The sequence below is a fragment of the Paenibacillus sp. P13VS genome, assembly GCF_015143645.1.
Classification (GTDB): Bacteria; Bacillota; Bacilli; order Paenibacillales; family Paenibacillaceae; genus Paenibacillus; species Paenibacillus xylanilyticus_A.
The window spans coordinates 67,161-86,652 of sequence record NZ_WYEV01000013.1; the positions used below are offsets into that span (position 1 = coordinate 67,161).

Consider the following 19,492-nt stretch of genomic DNA (forward strand, 5'->3'; position numbering starts at 1 on the left):
CGGTCTTTATCTCTTTTGAATCTTATCTTCTATGACAAATGTAATTCTAAGGTTTGATCTATAAAGGTATCTTTACTGTATAGTTTAACATACCTGAAGGACAGTCACATCCTGATGCAACGATCCAAATGCTACAAATTGAAAATATTTTACAGCATGAAAAAACAAGGCCGGCATTTCAGCCAACCTTGCTTCTGATTTCTTTCCCTTAGTTAAGATACGTCATCGGATTTTCTGGCGTTCCGTTCTTGATAATCTCAAAATGCAAATGCGTTCCGGTCGAACGACCCGTGTTGCCCATAACGCCGATGCTCTCCCCTTTTTCAATCACTTGTCCAACCTTGACGCCAATGCTGTCCAGGTGGCCATACAGTGTTTCATATCCGTTACGATGGTTAATGATAATGACATTGCCATACCCACTCTTCTGTCCTGCAAAAGTAACCACGCCTTCATCGGCTGATTTCACATCCCGGTTACCTACCAGATCAACACCTTTATGCTGACGACCCCAGCGTTGTCCGAAGCTGCTGCTCATCGTTGCGTTGGAGACAGGCCAAGCAAATTCACCTGTACCCTCACCAACCACTTTGGTTCCACTCAGCACTACTTCAGTAACCGCTGCCTTGATAACTTCCTGGCCCAGCCATTCTTCCTTGATGACCTCACCATTTTCCTTGGTTACACGGTACTGCATGCTTTTTAATCCGCTTTGTCCAGGGCGTACCACTTTGGTTGTGCCAGCTTTTAGCTCAGCACTTTTGCGTACTTCAACCTGTGGTTTGATTTCAATTTGCTCCACGACCTGCTCAACCGACTTCACCGTAACTGCCGGTTTAGGCACCGTCAGCGTAAGCTCGTCCCCGATCTGCAGTGACGTTTCCTTGATGCCTGGATTGTTCTTGCGAATCTCGCTTTGCGTAATCTCATACTTGGCCGCGATGGAAGAGATCGTATCTCCTTCACGCACCACATAGGTTACAGGCGCATCTTTACCAACGGTTAATGCTTTAACCGCCTCGGACACATCCCATATTTTGTTCGGATCAGCCTTCACTGACTCTGTCGCTACATCTTCCTTGATGTCCACGGATTTCAGTGTTGTACTTGGCCCTTCCGCTTTACTTGACGAGTTAGCCGATACCGACTTCGTCTTGAGCGAACTGCGCACAGCCGATGCCGATATGTATTTGCTCTGCACTTGTTCCAGAATGGCATCTGCTGTTGCCTGATCCTTCACAATGCCGATTACTTCGCCATCCACTTTGAGTTCCACGCCTTTGGCATATGCTGTCAGCATATCATCCAGCTTGTCCAGCGTTTCTTCGCTGTTCACTTCAGGTTTGTACGCTTTTACCGTTTCGGTCGTGATGCCATCTGTGTTCAGCACCATTTCCGCGTCAGGATATTTATTTTGGTATTCCTCGGTTTTGTCTGCAAAAAGTTTCTGTAATTGCGCTTCATCTGCGATGCTGCCAATCTCATTCCCTTTTACCATGACCTTGTAGTATGGAACGGTGTTTGCAGCAACGTATTGCTTGCCTGCGAATCCAACCGATGCAGCGATGAACACTCCGCATGCTGCAGTAATGATCCATTTACGCGAGGCCAGGACGCGCTTTTTATTTACACTGAAGTTGGACATGCTCATGTTGTTTTTGTCTTCGGCCGTCCGGTGTTCTCCGGATTGTTCGTGTACCCGGTTTTTGCCCGGTTGGCGTATGCCTCTGAAACCTTTCATGATTCTCTCCTTTTCAGCACTTCTCAGTTCGCATTTCTGTCAAGACACACCCATCCGTGTCTGTCTCAAGTTTGTCGATATTTGGTTCTGGGTGTCCGCAAATCAGGACTTTAGCTGCGCTCATAAAAGTGTCAAAATTTTAACCTTTAATCACACCCGTATACTTTAACACAGGTTTTACACTCATTTCAACTCTATGCGTCACAGCCCAAAGCCGCGCCCCGCTTGGTTTTCCTGTATTATCCATAACATGGAAGGCGAATATTCTTACCCATTATGCCTCATGTTCAGGTATACTATGTAGTTTCGGTCTAGTTTTAAGACTAGGTTCTAAGACCCACAATAATGCGACATTATTTTCATAAAAACACAATCAAAAAATCCCTCGCCAGAGGACCTCAGACAAGGGATGGTTATATGAATTGAATATGCTATCCTACTATATTTCTCGGTTGCTCTCAGGGCTTGAAGTGTGAATTCCTGTCCTGAATCTATAAATACGCCAAGCTGCATACACATCATGTGTATTTGTAAACCATGACTTATTCAGCCTGAAGCACTTCCATAAGATTATCGTATTCCTCACTCGTCAGATATTTCGATATCACCTGTTCAATATCACGTAATTCCTGTTCAGTCAGGCCATCTTCCATCGCGCCCGAGATCTGCTGCATTTCATTTTGGGGTAGCTTTGCCATCAGCAGACTGAAGATCTTCTCTTTTTCCTCCAGAGGCAGCTTGTCCTTGGTTCCCGTAATATCATCTGGTGATACCACAATATCATCATTACCTGAACCAGCAGAATGACCAGAGGCTCCAGCCGTACCATTGCCAGCTGCTGTCCCGTTTCCACTTCCCGCAGCACCTTCTGGAGCCTTATTAGGGTCTGAGCCTTTGCTGCCTGTGTCACCGTTACTGCTCGCGCCTCCCTCGGCTGAAGCCGTCTGGTCGGACTTATCTGACCCACTCCCTGTATTGCCAGAACCATTGTCAGTGCCTGTCTCAGATTGTTCTGTTCCATTCCCCATGACCGATATGGCGTCCTCTGGAACTTGTTCCTCTTCAGCACCAGTCGGCTGATCCGTTGTTCCTGCCCCCGGTTTGTTCTCCTCACTCGCCTTACCACCGAGTGCCCCCTGGAACATGGATGTTAACCCCAGCGGTTGACCTTCCCACTCAATATTAAAACTCGCCAGCAGCGATTTCACATACGACTGTACAATTAATCCGGTTGTCAGTAAGGTCAATGAGCTAACCAGCATGACGGTAAGTACGATCTTGGCAAACCATTGAAGCAACTTCATCCCTGTTCTCCTCCTCCAATTATCCAACCTGTCTGTGGCAGTCAGCACATCAGGTCTGTGATTCTACTGTTATTCAGTATTGACGGAAATCTCGGGATTATATCAGGAGATACGCGAAAAACCCCAGTCATCGCTTATGAGGCGATAACTGGGGTCTATGATTCAACTTAAATTATACGTAGATTGGAAGAACTTGATTCGTTTGCTCACGGTTACGACCTACGGAGAAGATTGCGATTGGAATCCCTGTCAGCTCGGAAACACGTTTCACATAGTTCTGTGTGTTCACAGGCAGATCTTCGAGTTTCTTCGCTCCCGTAATATCCTCGCTCCAGCCTGGCATCTCTTCGTATACTGCTTCACATTCAGCCAGCATTTTCAGGCTAGCTGGGTAGTGTGTGATGATCTCTCCACGGTATTTGTATCCTGTGCAGATTTTCACCGTTTCAAGACCTGTCATCACATCGAGAGAGTTCAGGGACAGTCCTGTAATGCCGCTGACACGACGAGCATGACGCACGACAACACTGTCGAACCAGCCCACACGACGCGGACGTCCGGTTACGGTACCATACTCATGTCCAGTCTCACGGATCTGATCACCAACTGCATCGTGCAGCTCCGTAGGGAATGGACCATCTCCTACACGTGTGGTGTAGGCTTTAGCTACTCCGATGACCTGTTGAATGCGAGCAGGACCCACGCCTGAACCGATACATACACCACCTGCAGAAGGGTTGGAAGAAGTTACGTAAGGATACGTTCCTTGGTCAAGGTCCAACATTACACCTTGTGCACCTTCAAACAATACTTTTTTGTTCTCATCAATGGAATCGTTGAGCACAACGGATGTATCACGAACGTAAGGACGCAGAATTTCTGCATATCCCAGATAATCTTTCAGAATTTCTTCTACATCTACTGGCTCACCGCCATAGACTTGCTCGATCACACGGTTCTTCTCTTTTACCAGATGACGCAATTTCAGTTCGAACTCTTCCGCATCAAGCAGGTCAACCATCCGAATACCGATCCGAGCTGATTTATCCATGTAAGCTGGACCAATCCCTTTACCGGTTGTACCAATCTTGTTTGGACCTTTGCTCTCTTCTTCCAGTGCATCCAGAACCATGTGGTATGGCAGGATGATATGTGCGCGTTCGCTGATGAACAGCTTTTTGGTCGTAAAATCATTATCATGAATATAGTTAATTTCTTCAATAAGTGCCTTCGGGTTGATAACCATGCCGTTACCAATGACACAAGCTTTATCCGTGTAGAAAATGCCCGATGGAATCATCGTCAGTTTATATTTTTTGTTGTCGATCAGAATCGTGTGTCCTGCGTTGTTACCACCTTGGTAACGAGCGACCACGTCTGCGCTTTCAGCCAAATAATCCGTAATCTTACCTTTACCTTCGTCTCCCCATTGCGTTCCCACTACAACTACCGTTGACATCGTACATACCTCCGTGGGTGCCTTGCGCACCTTTGTATTGGTCTGTCCGTCCTCTATCTCGGCAGGAATTCGAAGTGAAAATACCGGCGGAGAAGCGTGCTAACGGACAGTGAAAATCTCCCTCGTGTTACATATCAAGGAAGGTTTTCGCTGCTTTAACGCAGCAATTCTAGTGTACCAGTCCCCTTTTTCAAAGTCAAATGAAATGGCGAACAATTGGTAATCGCATTACTCTAATGTTCGGAATTAACCTCATAATCCAACGCAAAAAACCGGGGCAGCGTGTCAAAACTAGCTTGACGGCTAACTCCGGTTTATTTGCACGATAGATTAAGGCCCTACATATCGTATTTAAAATCAATTTATAAGTCCGTATTAACTAGTAGTTGATGAGTACCAAATCTTCTCTATAAACTAGCAAAACATATATTAACTATCTTCTACATGGCAAAGGCATCATTATGAGCCCGCTCATAGTTAACGAACTTATTGAAGTTTTTGAGGAATACCAGCTCAACCGTACCTACCGGACCATTACGCTGCTTGGCGATAATAATCTCGATAATATTTTTCTTCTCGGTCTCCTGGTTATAGTAGTCATCCCGGTACAGGAAGGCTACGATATCGGCATCTTGCTCGATCGAACCCGATTCCCGCAAGTCACTCATCATCGGACGTTTATCCTGACGCTGCTCAACACCCCGGCTCAGCTGGGACAAGGCAATAACAGGTACTTCAAGTTCCCGCCCAATCTGTTTCAGTGTACGCGAGATCTCCGATACTTCCTGTTGACGGTTCTCGCCCGCTTTACCGCGGCCGCTGATCAGCTGAAGGTAGTCGATCAGAATCATGCCAAGACCTTTTTCCTTTTTGAGACGACGGCATTTCGCACGAATATCGGCTACCGTAATCCCTGGCGTATCATCGATATAGATCTCTGCTTCGTTTAATGCAGCGATCCCCATCGTCAGCTTTTGCCAGTCCTCGTCGCCTTTGAATTCACCAGTACGAAGAACCCCTGCATCTAGATTGGCTTCCGCACAGATCATACGCTGTACCAGCTGTGCGGCTGACATCTCCAGACTGAAGATGGCTACTGTCTCTTGCGCCCGAATGCCAACATTCTGAGCGATATTCAAGGCAAAGGCTGTCTTACCTACCGAAGGACGCGCAGCTACAATAATCAAGTCACTACGCTGAAATCCGGCAGTCATTTTGTCGAGATCGATAAATCCAGACGGAATTCCCGTTGTGGTTCCCCGATTCTGATGCAGCGTCTCGACTTTGTCGAACACTTCCATCAGTACATCCTGAATGGCGATAAAACCGCTGCTGGAGCGACGGTTGGAAATCTCCAAAATGCGCCGCTCTGCTTCACCGAGCATCGCAGCAACGTCTTCACCGCCCGTATAGCCTTCGCTAACAATCTGCGTAGCTGTACGGATCAAGCGCCGCAGCATCGATTTTTCTTCAATAATCTGCGCGTAGTAATCCACGTTGGCAGCCGTAGGCACACCATGAGCCAGCTTCGCTAGATAGCTAACGCCGCCAATGTCCTCCAGCTCGCCTTTATCCTTCAGACGCGAAGTCAGCGTGACAAGGTCAATCGGTTGATTTTCCTCTCCAAGCTGAATCATCGCTTCAAATATCAATTGATGGGGCTTATCATAGAAATCCTCGGTTTGCACCCGTTCCATCGCTGTAATCAGGGCCTCGCCCTGCAACAGGATTGCACCCAGCACAGCCTGTTCGGCTTCCAGGTTCTGTGGGGGAATCCGGTCGAATAACATTTCGCCGCCCATCTTACTCCTCCGTTACCTGTACCTTCAAGGTAGCTTTCACTTCAGGGTGAACCTTGACGGTTACTTGCGTTACGCCGAGTGTGCGAATAGGCTCGTCCAGCTCAATTTTGCGTTTGTCGACTTTCAGACCTTTTGCTGCCAGAGCTTCAGCGATCTGTTTGCTTGTAATTGCACCGAACAATCGGCCGCCTTCGCCGGATTTTGCTTTCAGCTCAGTGACTTCTGCTTCCAGCTTTTTGCCGAGTACTTCCGCTTCTGCTTTCTCTTCCTGCTTGCGTCTTTCCTCAGCTGCATTCTGGTTATCCAATGTCTTCATGTTACCGTCTGTAGCCAAGCGCGCCATTCCCCTTGGCAGAAGGAAATTCTGTGCGTATCCCTCGGATACTTCCTTCACTTGTCCTTTTTTCCCCTGACCTTTAACATCTTTTATAAAAATGACTTTCATTCGAACAGCCCCTCTTCCTTTTCGATTTCAGCCAGTACGTTCATCAGCCGTTTTTCTGCCTCTCCAAGCGTTCCTTCCAATTGCACGGCAGCATTCGTCAAATGTCCGCCACCGCCAAGTCTTTCCATGACGACCTGAACATTCATGCGGCCTAGTGACCTTGCACTGATGCCAATCAGTCCATCCGGACGCTCACTAATAACAAATGAAGCGACCACATCCGTCATATTCAGCAATGTGTCTGCCACCTGGGCAATCATCATCTGTGAAATCTTGCTGCCAGGATCCGTGACCGCCAGCGCAATATTCCCGTATACCATTTTAGCATGCTTTATGATTTCTGCCTTAGCAATATATTCTGACAAATCCTCTTTCATGAGACGCTGGATCATAATGGTGTCTGCACCACTGCGGCGCAGGAAACCTGCGGCTTCGAAGGTCCTCGAACCTGTATGCAGTGCAAAATGCTTCGTATCCAGCGTAATCCCGGCCAGCAGGGCCGTTGCTTCAAGCGGAGTAAATTGTACCTTGTCATGAATATATTGCAGGAGCTCCGTCACAAGCTCCGCAGCCGAAGAAGCATATGGCTCCAGATAGATTAATACCGCATCGTTAATAAATTCCTCTCCGCGGCGATGGTGATCCACCACCACGACGCGATTGGCCGATTGCACAAGCTTCGGTTCCATCGTCATCGATGCCTTATGGGTATCTACCACCACGAGCAACGTATGCTCCGTCATCATTTGTGTCGCTTGTTCAGGTGAGACGAAGGCTTTGGACAATTTCTCATCCTTGTTCACCTGCTCCATTAATCGTTCAATGGATGGGTTGATGCCATCCAGGACGATTCTTGCTTCTACATTGTATAAGCTTGCTGCCTTCCACACGCCAATTGAAGCTCCGATTGCATCCATGTCGGGCATCTTGTGACCCATGATCAGCACTCGATCGCTCTCCTGCATCAAATCACGCAAGGCATGGGCAATTACCCGGGCTCTGACCCGTGTACGTTTCTCCACAGCATTGGATTTTCCACCGTAGAAGGACAGGCGTTGTCCGGACTTCACAGCAGCCTGATCCCCGCCGCGTCCAAGTGCCATATCCAAACTGGACTGTGCCAGTTCACCCATCTCACTGATCGTGTCCGAACCAAATGCAAGTCCGATACTAAGTGTCATCGGAACTTTAAGATCTGCCGTCATCTCTCGCACTTCATCCAGGATGACGAAACGGCTCTGTTCAAGCTCCTGCAGCGATTTATGATTCAGCATCATCAGATAGCGGTCAGAAGAGAGGCGGCGTAAGTAAACTTCATATCTCTTCGCCCAGGAAGTAATCTCGCTTGTTACCCGCGCAATAAGCGCAGTACGCTGCTGATCGTCCATCCCTTGTGCTGCCTCATCCAGGTTATCCAATACCAGAATCCCCAGTGCAATGCGTTCATTCTCATATTTATCGCGCAGAATGGCAAGCTCCGTGATCTCGTAAACATATACATACCGCTCCTGCGGATTATGAATAACGCCATAGAACCGGTCATCCAACTGGAACTCATCATGAAGTTCCTTGGCCGGTTCTTTGGTTCCATCCTTTTTTTCTTTCGGCTGAGGCAGCTTCGGGAAAAGGTTAAGCAGTGGATTGCCCACCATCGTCTTTTCCTGAAACATCTCCCCAACGAAACGGTTGTGCCACTCTACCGTACGATCCTCGCTGTACAGCACGATCCCGAATGGGAGCATGCTGATTGCTTCGCCCTCCATTCGTTTAATGCGAATGGACAGGCCGTTAATGTAGTCGTTAAGCTCGCGGCGGAACGCCATCTCCGCCTTAATCATGACGATTCCCAGCGCTGAAGCCAGTATCAGACTAATCAAACCAAGCGCCCAGTTATAGATGGTCACGAACATAACAAGCAGAAGCAGCAGTATGAACGCCCATACGGTATAGTAGCCGTGCCAGCGTTTCTTCAGAAATTTAGGCATGACTCATCACCCTAACGTTTTGGTCTCGATATTGCCTCGCGAAGCGGGAACGCCAGATCGATAATCCCGATAATCCGAAGCGGCCCAATGAAGAAGACCGCAACCGCCAGCAAATACGGTATAACCGGGTTCCACTTCTTCGCATGTGCCAGGAAGAAGAAGAAACCGATGGCTTGAATCATGAAGCCCAGATTAATCAAAGGCGACAAGTTCATCGCAATCATGGTCCAGTATGTCCCATCGCTCTGTCTGGAGATGACCTCGAAGAGCAGTGCCAGGAAGTAATACCAGATCAGTGCACGAGGCATACGCCATTCGCGCGCTGGTGGCAGCTTCGATACGGATACACCCATCACATTCAAAATAGGACGAGCAATCACGTGTGTGATGAGCGACATCACCATGGATGTCACAACCAAAGCGAACGGAATCATGAGCTGTGTCTGCCTTGCGACATCCTGAGTCATTTCAGGTGTCCACGCAAAGCCATTTACCATTTGATTAGACGTATTCGTTAGTGGTTCAATGGTAAGTCTCACTACATCATCAATATAACTCGACAGATCGAATTGGAAGATGACACTTCCAATCAGCAACAGCAGCAGGTATTCTGCCAGCATGGCTCCGGTTCCCGCCAATAATGCGAACAAGGCCGATTTCCTTTTCTTATAGGCATTACCCATAATGATCGCAGGCAGGGTGAACAGCAGCAGCAGTAATAGATAGATCGGATGAAACAGGACTAATATGACCGCTACCGGAACAAGGTGCCATATAAATGATTTCACAGATAAGGAAGCATACAAAATAACTCCGGGTACCATCATGAAAAATATGGCGAGAACCGATAAAGGAGTTAACAGCGAAAGCAGCAAGAGCAGGTATACTGCGCTCCAGACGGCTGACTTCAAGCTAAATTTCAACAAATTCACCTCTTACGCATATGATCTTCTAGCGCGGATATATCCTGGTACCAGTCTTCAAGCTGGTGACCTTCCGATTTGTGCTTTCTCAATTTCTCAATTAACAGTGCATCCAGATCCTTGAAAGGAATACCGAGCCTGCGGCCCAATATGTAACTACTCATCATCAGACTGGCGAGACTGTCCCCGATGCGGGAGGTACTGCCTTCCCATAACGCTTTGAACAATCGGGAAACCTGGTCAAGTACTTCGGTTTTCAGCCATTCAATCACTTTAGCGCGTTTGGCTACATCCAGTTCTTTAGGCATATTGGCGAAAGTCACTCTCCCCGAAAAAGCTTTATTCTCCATTATAGCATAAAAAGGGGGTCCACAAAATCATCCCCCATGGCAGTAAAATGCCCGCTCTTCTTATGCTCCCTAATGCTTAACATGATACTGAGAGGCTCTGATTATCCGCGTTCACTGAAGCTTCATTTCATTTACTATTCCTTACTTGGCTTTCATGGACTCTTTGGAGACAATGCCTTCACAGTATTCAATAATCTGACTGCGCCGTACAATACCAATAAAACGTTCCATATCATCAACTACAGGCACAAAGTTCTGTACCTTGGCTAGATTGATCAGGTCTTCCATATTGGCATCAATGGATACTGGCTTAATATCGAGGCGAAGAGGTACATCTTTGAGCAGAAATTTTGAAGCGTTTTCAAATGTGATCTTTCCCTCAGCGTTTTTCATATACCACAACAGATCACCTTCGGTGACTGTGCCTATATATTTGCCTTCCTTATTCAAAATGGGTACCGCCGTAAACCGGTGATATTCCATTCGTTCCAACGTTTGCCGCAGAGTAGAATCCGACGTTACACAGGTAACCTCTTGCTTAGGCAGCAAAAAAAATGCGATGTTCATACCCTTACGTATCCTCCTTGTATTTCTACTTCAAGTTACGCCTCAACTTATATTATACGAATCAAAACGCAAGATGTTCCAAAAGGTTGAAATTGCCTCCAATGAAAAAAAATCAGCAGCCCGCTCATTAACGTACTGCTGATTGTTGTCATACACATGGTCTGTATGGAATTCATTAGTCGATCGCTTGCCGGTCTGGAACCATGACTTCACCGGCTGGGGTCGATTCATCCATCCAGTTGTTAATCAGCTCTTTGGCATATTGGACATCCTTCTCATCCGCCTGACCATAATAGATACCGTCTTTGCGCATCCCTTCACCGAGAATGGTGAAGCTCGAGATTTGCGGTTTATCCTGGGTCATGACCTGTTTGGCCAGATCGGTAATAAATGATGGCTGCATGTCAGTCTGGAAGTTCTCTCCCATAATCTGAATCAATTCCGGAATTTTCGTAATCTGATTCAAACTCAGCATTTCGTTCGCCATGGCGTTCAGAAAGATCTGCTGCCGTTTGGTACGATTAAAATCACTATCCTCGCGGTATCTTACATAATAAAGGGCTTCCTGACCATCATAGATCGGTTTGCCGCCTTCAATCGTGAATTGTACGTGATTCGGGTCCTTGTTCACAATATCCTCTTCAATCGGCAGCTTCACCCCACCAAGCGCATCCACAACCTTTTTGATTCCGTCAAAATTGATCGTTGCATAGTAGCCTACATCCGCATCCAGAAACTTCTCCACCGTATTGATGGACATATTCTCTCCTCCGAAAGCGTAAGCATGCGCAAGCTTGTCGTAATCATCTACGCCATCCTTGTTGGCATCACGTCCAACAATCTGTACATAAGTATCACGGGGGATGGATACGAGCAATACACGTGATTCTTTCGGTCTGACCACGGCATAAATGACCGTATCGGAGCGACCACGCGTTTTCTCGTAAGCACGTTTGTCAGAACCAAGCAGCAGCACTGAAAACGGCTCTTTGCGATAGACGGTCGGGTCAGGCGTTTTATTGCCCTCCTGCGGAACATACGATTTGGACAATTGGCCCTCTACAGAGCCTGCCAGAAACAGATCAAAGGCAGCTACAGCGAGCTGCTGGCGAAACAAATATCCGCCAATCAACAAAACAACGAGCGACACGAGAGTAATATATATGCCTTTTCTTCTTTTCTTCTTCTTTTCTTTAGTTCTGCTTTTCATTCATCGATTCCTTCTTCACTGTCAAAATGAAATTCGATACTACCTATCATTAAACGTCTGAAACTGCTTATGACACGGTGCTCTCTGAACTTTTCTCTATCTCGGACAGGAACAACGCTCACGCTCGTTCTATTTTAAACATTGCTACAGGGCGAAAAGTTACAATACGGTTAAATTGAAAAGAACAGCACTTCCTTTTTGGCTCGTTCAAAGGTAAGGCTGTTCTCTTCAAATTATACGTATATCTATTCTAGAAGGTCAATTGGTGGATACTGTATCCAAACGTTTGTTTTTCTCTCGTGAACGCAAACGTCCAGTGATCAGGGCAGCGGCCAGGGTCAGCACACTGAAGATAACGGCAGACCAGAACAGCCCGTTGTAACCTTGACCGGTCGTTTGGTGAACGGCTTGGAGCAGCACATCCCGAATACCCGGGTCGGGAATTTGGGACAACCCTTCCGTCAGACTCGTCACATCGCTACCCGATGCTCCGCCTGCTCCTGAGGCATACTGTTGAAGTACCTCTTGAGGAACCTGAATCCCCTGATCCGCGAGACCTGACTGAATATTGGAGCCCAGGTTGGAGAACGAACGGGCGAGAAATCCTGCAAAGATGGTAGGCGCAATAGCCATCGCCATCTGGCGGAACAAGGAACTGGTTGCTACGGCAATGCCCTTGTTGTTCTCACCAGCCTGTTCCGTGACGAGCACGTTTACCGGCGCTCCCAGCATCATGCCGAAACCGATCCCCACAAGTACACTCGCAATAACGAACTGCCAGATATGCTCTACCCATAGCGGGAACAGCAAGAATCCAATGGCAGACAGCAAACCGGCGACGGATAAGGTCCAAATTGGTCCTTTGCGGTCAACCAGGTAACCCCCACCACCTGCGCCAATTCCTGATGCCAAGGCAAGCGGGGTAAACCAATAACCTGAAGCTGTACTGGATACACCCAGATATTGCTCTACGAAGCCTGGAATGAAGATCACGGATGCCAGAATGGCTCCCGAGAAAAAGGCAATCAGCAGCGTCCACCGAAAGGACGATATGCCAAGAAGCTGAGTTGATACGACAGGTTCACGTTGCGAGCCTTCCAGCCTTTTTTCCAAAAAGTAAAAGAGCACCAGAATGACCACACCTGCCAGGAAGAAACCATAGAACATTGGCGAGCCTAGGCTCTGCAGCATATTGACACCGTCCAGATTACTGAAGCTGTACATTAAACTCAGTACCCCGAGTGTGAGAACAGCAATACCACTCCAGTCCACAGCAGCACGGTTCAACTCCTGTTCTTCATGGATGAATCGAATGCCCGCGATAAACAAGAGAATGGCGATCGGTACATTAATGAGGAATAACCAGTGCCAGTTTCCCGTAATATCCAAAATAAAAGCACCAATGTTCGGCCCCAGAATCGCAGCAACACCATTCATGCCTCCAAGCAGGCCCAAGGCTGTACCCTGACGTTCAGCAGGAAACTTGCTCAGCACATACGAACTGGCAATGATGAAGATCCCGCCACCGCCCAGCGCCTGAATGACACGCGCAACCAGGAAGAAGGTAAATGAAGGACTCAGTGCGACAAGCAATGATCCTATTCCGAACAACGCGACTTCAATTAAAAACAGCTTTTTGCGGCCATAACGGTCCGACAGCTTCCCCGCAATCGGTACACTTACCGCAAGACCAAGCGTATAGAGGGTAATTGTCCATGCTCCCCACGTCGGAGATACTCCAAACGAAGCATTTAGCGTCGTCAACGATGACGTGATAATACCATTATCGAGTGCAGCCATGAATACCCCTATCGCAAATAAAATGAGCGGCCATTTCATTTGTTTTTGCATCTTTTCTTACCTCCCCGATCAGATCACAATGACCCAGCCTTATGCCGGGATGCTACATATATATTAAACAAAACAGAACATTAATGACTCACTGGTCATTTTAAAACAAAAGGATTTTATATGTCAATTCATTAATATGGATTTACAGTGTTAATAGCATGCTTTTTAATAAAAAAAGCTGCCCCCAGATTATGTTTGAATCTAATCTGAGGGACAGCTCGCTGACTTATGAAGATAACCTATGGCTTCTTATTTTAGAGAAACAGATAACTCGAATGTACACTATTCCTGCATCAGGTGACGATTGAGGAATTTCTCAATGGCTCGATACAGATCAAGCTGATTCTCGACATTGGCGAAACCATGGCCTTCATTCGCTTTTAACATGTATGGTACATCCACTCCACGTTTGCGCAGTGCTTCCACGATCTGATCAGACTCTGCCTGTTTAACCCGCGGATCATTCGCACCTTGTACGACAAATAGCGGCGCCTTCATCTGATCGATATGGAACAAAGGTGAGGCTGCAGTCAGCAGCTCCTTGTCTTTCACCGGATCACCCATGCGCTCATAGAACATATTCCGCTCAGACTCCCAATAGGGTGGAAGGGAATCCAGCAGGGTGAACAGATTGGAAGGTCCCACATAGCTGATGCCGGCTGCATACACGTCCGGTGTGAACGCCAGTCCGGCTAGCGCTGCGTAACCTCCATAAGATCCACCATAGATGGCTACTCGTTCTGGATCAACTGTTCCTTCTTTCACCAGCCAGTTTACACCATCCGTAAGATCGTTCTGCATCGCTTTGCCCCACTCTTTGTTTCCTGCATCCAGAAACGCTTTGCCATACCCGGTAGAGCCACGGAAGTTCACCTGCAGTACAGCATAGCCGCGGCTGGCAAGGAACTGGACTTCCGGACTGAAGCCCCATGAGTCACGTGCCCATGGACCGCCGTGCGGGACAACAACGAGTGGTAGCCCGGAAGCTTCCGCCCCGTTAGGGAGTGTCAGAAAGCCATGAAGGGTTAAACCATCACGTGACGTATAGGTCACAGGTTTCATGTCCGACATTTTGCTCTCATCAATCCATGGTGCAGCATCAGCCAGTTTATCCAGCTTGCCTGTCTTCGAGTCGTAGAAATAATAGGTGCCCATCGACTTGTCACTATAAGCAGCGAACAGGACCTGACCTTCTTCGCTCATGTTGGAAATGCTAACTTCCTTGCCGGGCACTTTGGCTTGAAGATCCTGCATTAATTTTTTGAACTCGTCATCGAAGAATTCATAGTTTACCTTGTCTGTCTCATAAACTGCTGCAAGAATTGTCCCCTTCTCTTTCGAAGGTATGAAGCTGGTTACATCCACATCTTTGTTTTCATAAATGGTTTTAGTTACCTTCTTGGTGCTCGGGCTAAATTCCACGATAGCTGTTTTATCCCGATCCAGGTTGGACGCAACATAGATATTTTTGTTGTCATAGGTGAACATCAGTGGAACAAACGTCTCTCCCAGCTCTGTGGTTAGCAATGGCTCAAACGGTTTATCCTCCGAATCTCGATACATTAACGAGGATACGTTGCCATCACTGGAAACGGCTACACGAATCTTACCTTCGTGGTCTGTTAACCAGCCAGAGATATTACCTGGATTCTCGGCAGCAAGCACAGCTTCGCCTGTCTTAATGTTGATGCGGTATACATCAAAGATCCGAGGATCACGTTTGTTCATGCCCACCAGAATTTCATCTGGAATGCTCTCCAGCGGATCAACCAACATGGCTCTTGTATTGGGATATGGGGTAAGATCCTTGCTGTTCTTCCCATCCATATCCGTAACATAAATATGATAATTCTCGTCTCCGGCTTCATCCTTCACATAGAGCAATTTGTCATCAGTAGCCCATACAAAGGCAGCAATACTGCGATCGGTCTCACTCGTAATCCGGGTCGGCTTGCCTGAGCCTCCAGTTTCCTTAACCACAACGTTCATGCGGTTATTCCATGGTTCCAGATAGGCCATATGTTTGCCGTCCGGCGACATCTGGAATCCAGCCTGAGCTGGCTGCTTGAAGAAATCCTCTAATGGGGTAAGTCCCTCAGCTGCTACATCAAGCCCCAGTGCCAGATACAAAGCTTCAGCAAATTCACCATGAGTCACTGTACCCTTGGCATTAAAAGCACTACCTTCAATAATAAAATGCTGCTTGAGGCGAATCGCATCCTCGGCATGTACAGCGGGAATTTGTTTCATATCACTGTATACGACCTGTATTCCATTATCCTTCAATTCAAATGCACGGGTAAATAATGAGGCCATCTGTGCCCGTGTGAGTGGTGCATCCGGTGCATAACCTTTGGCTTGTCCCTGAATGAGGCCACTTTGCTTCAAAGCATAGATGGCCGGTGCGGCTTCGTCTTGAGCCAGAACATCAGCGAAGCCTGTAAGAGAAGCAGGTGTGTCGAGCTTAAGTACACGTTGTAGAATGATTGCTGCTTGAGCACGCGTTATTGGTGTCTGTGTTTGTTGCATGCCATCTGTTGTACCATCTATGTATCCCAGCTGCTGGAGCGTCTGTGCTGCCTTCGAAGTTATGGCTTCAGAAACGGCTGCTGTAGGCTTGCTTGCTTCGGCTGCCAGAACAGCAGGCTGAATCAGAGCAATGGACATGGCCATGGTTAGCGTTACAGCATATACCTTTTTGCTAATTGCGTTCAATATTAAATCCCCCTTATAAGTGAAATACAGAATAATTTGGAATTATTCGTTAATCATTTTACCATGATCATCCATAAGTTTACAGTTAGGGGAATACGGCAACATTTAATTCTTTGAGCCAGAGAAACCATAATTGAGCAGTTTACGCGTTTCGTTAAAACGGCTTTCGCGGCTTTCTGTACCGAATACAACCGAGATCAGTCTTTTACCATCGCGCTCTGCTGTTCCTACAAAGTGGTAGCCTGTAAGTGGATCATAGCCCGTTTTCAATCCATCATTGCCATCATAAGCGTAAGGTCCTCCAATGGAGGATAGCATCCAGTTCGTGTTACTCATATAAATCCCTTTTTGATGCATCGATACCTGAGTTTGGCTGGAGACCTGGAGTACTTCGGGGTAATTTTCAATCAGATATTGTGCGAGTTTACATGCATCCGTAGCTGTCATGACCGTCTGTCCCTGAATTACATCAGGACGATGAGGACCCAGCTGTTTCTCACTTAGTCCCGTAGAGTTTCTGAAGACGGTATCCGTTGACATGCCAATCTCCGAGGATTTCTCGTTCATCATCTGTACAAACGACTGCTCTGTACCACCAATATGCTCTGCAAGCGCGACAGCTGCATCATTAGCGGAATACACCGCCATCGTCTGGAAAAGCTCCTGTACTGTAAATTTCTCCCCTTGCTTAAGTGCAAGCTGAGTGCCCCCCACCGAACTGGCATACAGGCTAACATTAACCGCATCGTCCCAGCGTGCCTCGCCATTCATAACAGCTTCCATCACGAGCAGCTCTGTCATCAACTTGCTGATACCCGCAGGGGCCATTTCTATTGAACCGTTATAATCCATCAAGATCTTGCCTGTACTCAAATCCATCAGTACTGCAGATTCCGCCTTGATTCCCGGTTTACCTATCAGTATGTCCGGTTTAACACCCACATATATAATGACCAGCAGAGCCAGCAGCATTCCTGCCCGTTTCCACCATCTTTTCATCCGTGAATCACCTCTTATAGATATAGACGAATGAAAGAGGCATTTGGTCTGCACTTTTTTGCAAAAAAGTTAAATTTTTTTTATTTTTTTGTCATCAAAAAAACATGGACTCTATTCATCCCATGCCAGAGTGATAGAATCCATGTTTTAATTGACACTTTTTTATCGTACCCAGAGGAATTCATTTACCCGATCCAGCAACCGACTTCGTTAAAGGACCCCAATCCTTTGGTTGCTCATAGATTCAAAAGTAACCTTTCCTTGAGAACAAGGCACTTATAATTAGAATAAGAAAAGTATAATTACTCAGCGACTACTGGTTTATCTGCGTTAACAGCCAGATCGTTCAGGTAGATACCCGTTCCATCCCCAATCGCGTAGTTCATCACACGTTTGTTGACCGGTGCTACTACAGCACGGTACAGTGTCGGGAATACTGGAACTTCATCAACCATGTACTGCTGCCATTCATTGTAGATTTCTTTGCGTTTCTCTACGTCGAAGGCTTCAGCAGAGACACCTTTTGCAAGCAACTCATCATTTTTGTCACTAGAGAATCTGGAGAAGTTATACAGTGCATCGCGACCATACAGGCCTGCTGGGTCTACGTCAATACCTACACCCCATGCTGCTTGGTAGACATCGATGTTTGGATCATCTTTACCTGTGTTACCTACACGGTCATAGAAGCTGTTAAACTCAACCATTTCGAGGTTCACTTTCAGACCGATTGCTGCCCAGGATTGAACATAATAACGTGCCAGTGGTTCAGCAGTATCGCCACCTGTCATGGATACGAAGTTGATCTCCAGTGGTGATCCATCTGGATTGGTACGGAATTCTCCGTCCAATTTGTAGCCAGCTTCATCAAGCAAAGCTTTGGCTGCTTCAGGATCATAGGCTACACCTGGATTGTTAGAATCATGGAATTCAGGGTGAGACGGCGGAATCAATGTTGTTGCATTCCAACGCAGACCGTTGTAGAAACGTTTACCGACTTGGTCGTTGTCTACAGCCATCCACATCGCTTTACGCAAGTTTTTGTCAGCCATTTTTGCATCAGGATTCGTTACAACTTTTCCGTTTTCTTCATCCCATGTACCCAGTTTGAAACCGATGTACGTATAAGCACGGTCGATTGCACCCAGGAATTCCACATTGGACATATCTGCATTGTCTTTATATTGATCTGTAGGGAATGCATCCACGAGGTCTACCCCGCCAGATTTCAATTCTTGAACAACCGTTGTTGGGTTGATAACTTTCAAAGTCACTTTATCCAGCTTTGGAGCTCCACGCCAGTAGTCTTCATTTTTCACAAATGTTACAGACTCACCTGGAGTGATGGTTTCCACTTTAAATGGACCAAAACCGATTGGAGTTTCACGCACTTCTTTGGAAGAGGACATTTTTGCTACATCCATATCACCGAAGATATGTTTAGCCAGCGGATATGTCCATACGCCACCTGTCAGCAGGGACGGTGTAGATTCTTTGTATGTGATGCTGATTTGTTTGTCGCTCAGCACTTTGATACCGGAGATCGTTTTTGCTTTACCAGCATGGTATTCATCCATACCTACTACGCTTGTGAAGTTGGAATCGTAACGAGGACCATCATAAGCCTTGTTACCGATTACTTCATAAGCAAATTGCAAATCTTCTGCTGTTACCGGCTTACCATCATGCCAGTTTACATTATCACGAATGGTCAGTGTGAACGTTTTTCCATCTTCGGATGTTTCATATGTTGCTGCACCATCATTGGTGTATACATAGTCTTTATCCCAAGTCAGCAAACCTTCATCGAACCAACCCAGAACCATCGCATCCGGATTACCGGAGTAGAAGTTATAGTTCAATGTTCCTTCAAACGCTGTGTCGGACACGAGTCCGTACGTGATGGATCCACCTTCAATGGCAGTTCCTTCGTTGGTTTTAACATTGTTAAAGTCCTCAATGGAGTACACGCCCTCTTCATTAGCAGGCTTCTCCTCTGTCTTAGTCTCCCCTGTGTTCGAAGAAGGCGTTGGTGTTGCTGCCTCTTTCTCCGAGCACGCCGCAAGCGCCAGTACGAAGACCAACATCATCGTGAAAAATAGTCCCCGTGAAAAAAATCTCTTTTTCATGAACCTTTCCTC

Annotated in this window: 14 protein-coding genes; all 14 read right to left on the reverse strand. The window is 47.0% G+C overall.

The features are described from left to right. Positions 1-208: 208 nt before the first annotated feature. Entirely contained in the window at positions 209-1,741 is a 1,533-nt protein-coding gene (locus GUA98_RS24890) for a peptidoglycan DD-metalloendopeptidase family protein (protein WP_154894422.1), read from the reverse strand. Between the two features lie 542 nt (positions 1,742-2,283). Then, positions 2,284-3,045 (reverse strand): hypothetical protein, encoded by a 762-nt coding sequence (locus tag GUA98_RS24895; RefSeq protein ID WP_193724740.1) that lies wholly within the window; start codon positions 3,043-3,045, stop codon positions 2,284-2,286. Between the two features lie 172 nt (positions 3,046-3,217). Next, the gene (locus tag GUA98_RS24900) at positions 3,218-4,504 is read right to left on the reverse strand and encodes an adenylosuccinate synthase (protein ID WP_193724741.1); all 1,287 of its coding nucleotides are present in this window, start codon (positions 4,502-4,504) and stop codon (positions 3,218-3,220) included. A gap of 440 nt (positions 4,505-4,944) precedes the next feature. Beyond that, the gene (dnaB, locus tag GUA98_RS24905; protein WP_095290580.1) at positions 4,945-6,306 is read right to left on the reverse strand and encodes a replicative DNA helicase; all 1,362 of its coding nucleotides are present in this window, start codon (positions 6,304-6,306) and stop codon (positions 4,945-4,947) included. Between the two features lies 1 nt (position 6,307). Further along, positions 6,308-6,751: a 50S ribosomal protein L9 gene (gene rplI / locus GUA98_RS24910; protein ID WP_095290578.1), complete on the reverse strand. Its 444-nt coding sequence runs from the start codon at positions 6,749-6,751 to the stop codon at positions 6,308-6,310. Further along, complete coding sequence (locus GUA98_RS24915) at positions 6,748-8,736, reverse strand: DHH family phosphoesterase (protein WP_127537597.1); 1,989 nt, start codon at positions 8,734-8,736, stop codon at positions 6,748-6,750. The genes rplI and GUA98_RS24915 overlap by 4 nt, the downstream gene beginning before the upstream one ends. Positions 8,737-8,747: 11 nt before the next feature. Beyond that, entirely contained in the window at positions 8,748-9,659 is a 912-nt protein-coding gene (locus GUA98_RS24920) for a DUF2232 domain-containing protein (protein WP_127537598.1), read from the reverse strand. A gap of 5 nt (positions 9,660-9,664) precedes the next feature. Then, positions 9,665-9,967, reverse strand: coding sequence for a MazG-like family protein (locus tag GUA98_RS24925; protein ID WP_095290575.1), 303 nt, complete (start codon positions 9,965-9,967; stop codon positions 9,665-9,667). A 183-nt stretch (positions 9,968-10,150) separates the two neighbouring features. Further along, positions 10,151-10,576 carry a CBS domain-containing protein gene (locus GUA98_RS24930; protein ID WP_153980486.1) on the reverse strand — a complete coding sequence of 142 codons (426 nt, stop codon included), beginning with the start codon at positions 10,574-10,576 and terminating at the stop codon, positions 10,151-10,153. A 175-nt stretch (positions 10,577-10,751) separates the two neighbouring features. After that, positions 10,752-11,786, reverse strand: a complete 1,035-nt coding sequence (locus GUA98_RS24935; protein WP_127537600.1) for an LCP family protein — start codon at positions 11,784-11,786, stop codon at positions 10,752-10,754. Positions 11,787-12,044: 258 nt separating this feature from the next. Then, positions 12,045-13,637, reverse strand: coding sequence for an MFS transporter (locus GUA98_RS24940; protein WP_193724742.1), 1,593 nt, complete (start codon positions 13,635-13,637; stop codon positions 12,045-12,047). A 282-nt stretch (positions 13,638-13,919) separates the two neighbouring features. Then, positions 13,920-16,352, reverse strand: a complete 2,433-nt coding sequence (locus GUA98_RS30070; RefSeq protein ID WP_193724743.1) for an alpha/beta fold hydrolase — start codon at positions 16,350-16,352, stop codon at positions 13,920-13,922. A gap of 105 nt (positions 16,353-16,457) precedes the next feature. Beyond that, positions 16,458-17,351, reverse strand: coding sequence for a D-alanyl-D-alanine carboxypeptidase family protein (locus GUA98_RS24950; RefSeq protein ID WP_193724744.1), 894 nt, complete (start codon positions 17,349-17,351; stop codon positions 16,458-16,460). A 302-nt stretch (positions 17,352-17,653) separates the two neighbouring features. Beyond that, positions 17,654-19,480 carry an oligopeptide ABC transporter substrate-binding protein gene (locus GUA98_RS24955; RefSeq protein ID WP_193724745.1) on the reverse strand — a complete coding sequence of 609 codons (1,827 nt, stop codon included), beginning with the start codon at positions 19,478-19,480 and terminating at the stop codon, positions 17,654-17,656. Positions 19,481-19,492: the final 12 nt, after the last annotated feature.

Coding starts and splice junctions, on each gene's coding strand:
- dnaB (WP_095290580.1), bottom strand. CDS start 6,306: ATGGGCGGCGAAATGTTATTCGACCGGATTCCCCCACAGAACCTGGAA.
- rplI (WP_095290578.1), bottom strand. CDS start 6,751: ATGAAAGTCATTTTTATAAAAGATGTTAAAGGTCAGGGGAAAAAAGGA.
- GUA98_RS24955 (WP_193724745.1), bottom strand. CDS start 19,480: ATGAAAAAGAGATTTTTTTCACGGGGACTATTTTTCACGATGATGTTG.
- GUA98_RS24950 (WP_193724744.1), bottom strand. CDS start 17,351: ATGAAAAGATGGTGGAAACGGGCAGGAATGCTGCTGGCTCTGCTGGTC.
- GUA98_RS24915 (WP_127537597.1), bottom strand. CDS start 8,736: ATGCCTAAATTTCTGAAGAAACGCTGGCACGGCTACTATACCGTATGG.
- GUA98_RS24935 (WP_127537600.1), bottom strand. CDS start 11,786: ATGAAAAGCAGAACTAAAGAAAAGAAGAAGAAAAGAAGAAAAGGCATA.
- GUA98_RS24895 (WP_193724740.1), bottom strand. CDS start 3,045: ATGAAGTTGCTTCAATGGTTTGCCAAGATCGTACTTACCGTCATGCTG.
- GUA98_RS24925 (WP_095290575.1), bottom strand. CDS start 9,967: ATGCCTAAAGAACTGGATGTAGCCAAACGCGCTAAAGTGATTGAATGG.
- GUA98_RS24930 (WP_153980486.1), bottom strand. CDS start 10,576: ATGAACATCGCATTTTTTTTGCTGCCTAAGCAAGAGGTTACCTGTGTA.
- GUA98_RS24890 (WP_154894422.1), bottom strand. CDS start 1,741: ATGAAAGGTTTCAGAGGCATACGCCAACCGGGCAAAAACCGGGTACAC.
- GUA98_RS24900 (WP_193724741.1), bottom strand. CDS start 4,504: ATGTCAACGGTAGTTGTAGTGGGAACGCAATGGGGAGACGAAGGTAAA.
- GUA98_RS24940 (WP_193724742.1), bottom strand. CDS start 13,637: ATGCAAAAACAAATGAAATGGCCGCTCATTTTATTTGCGATAGGGGTA.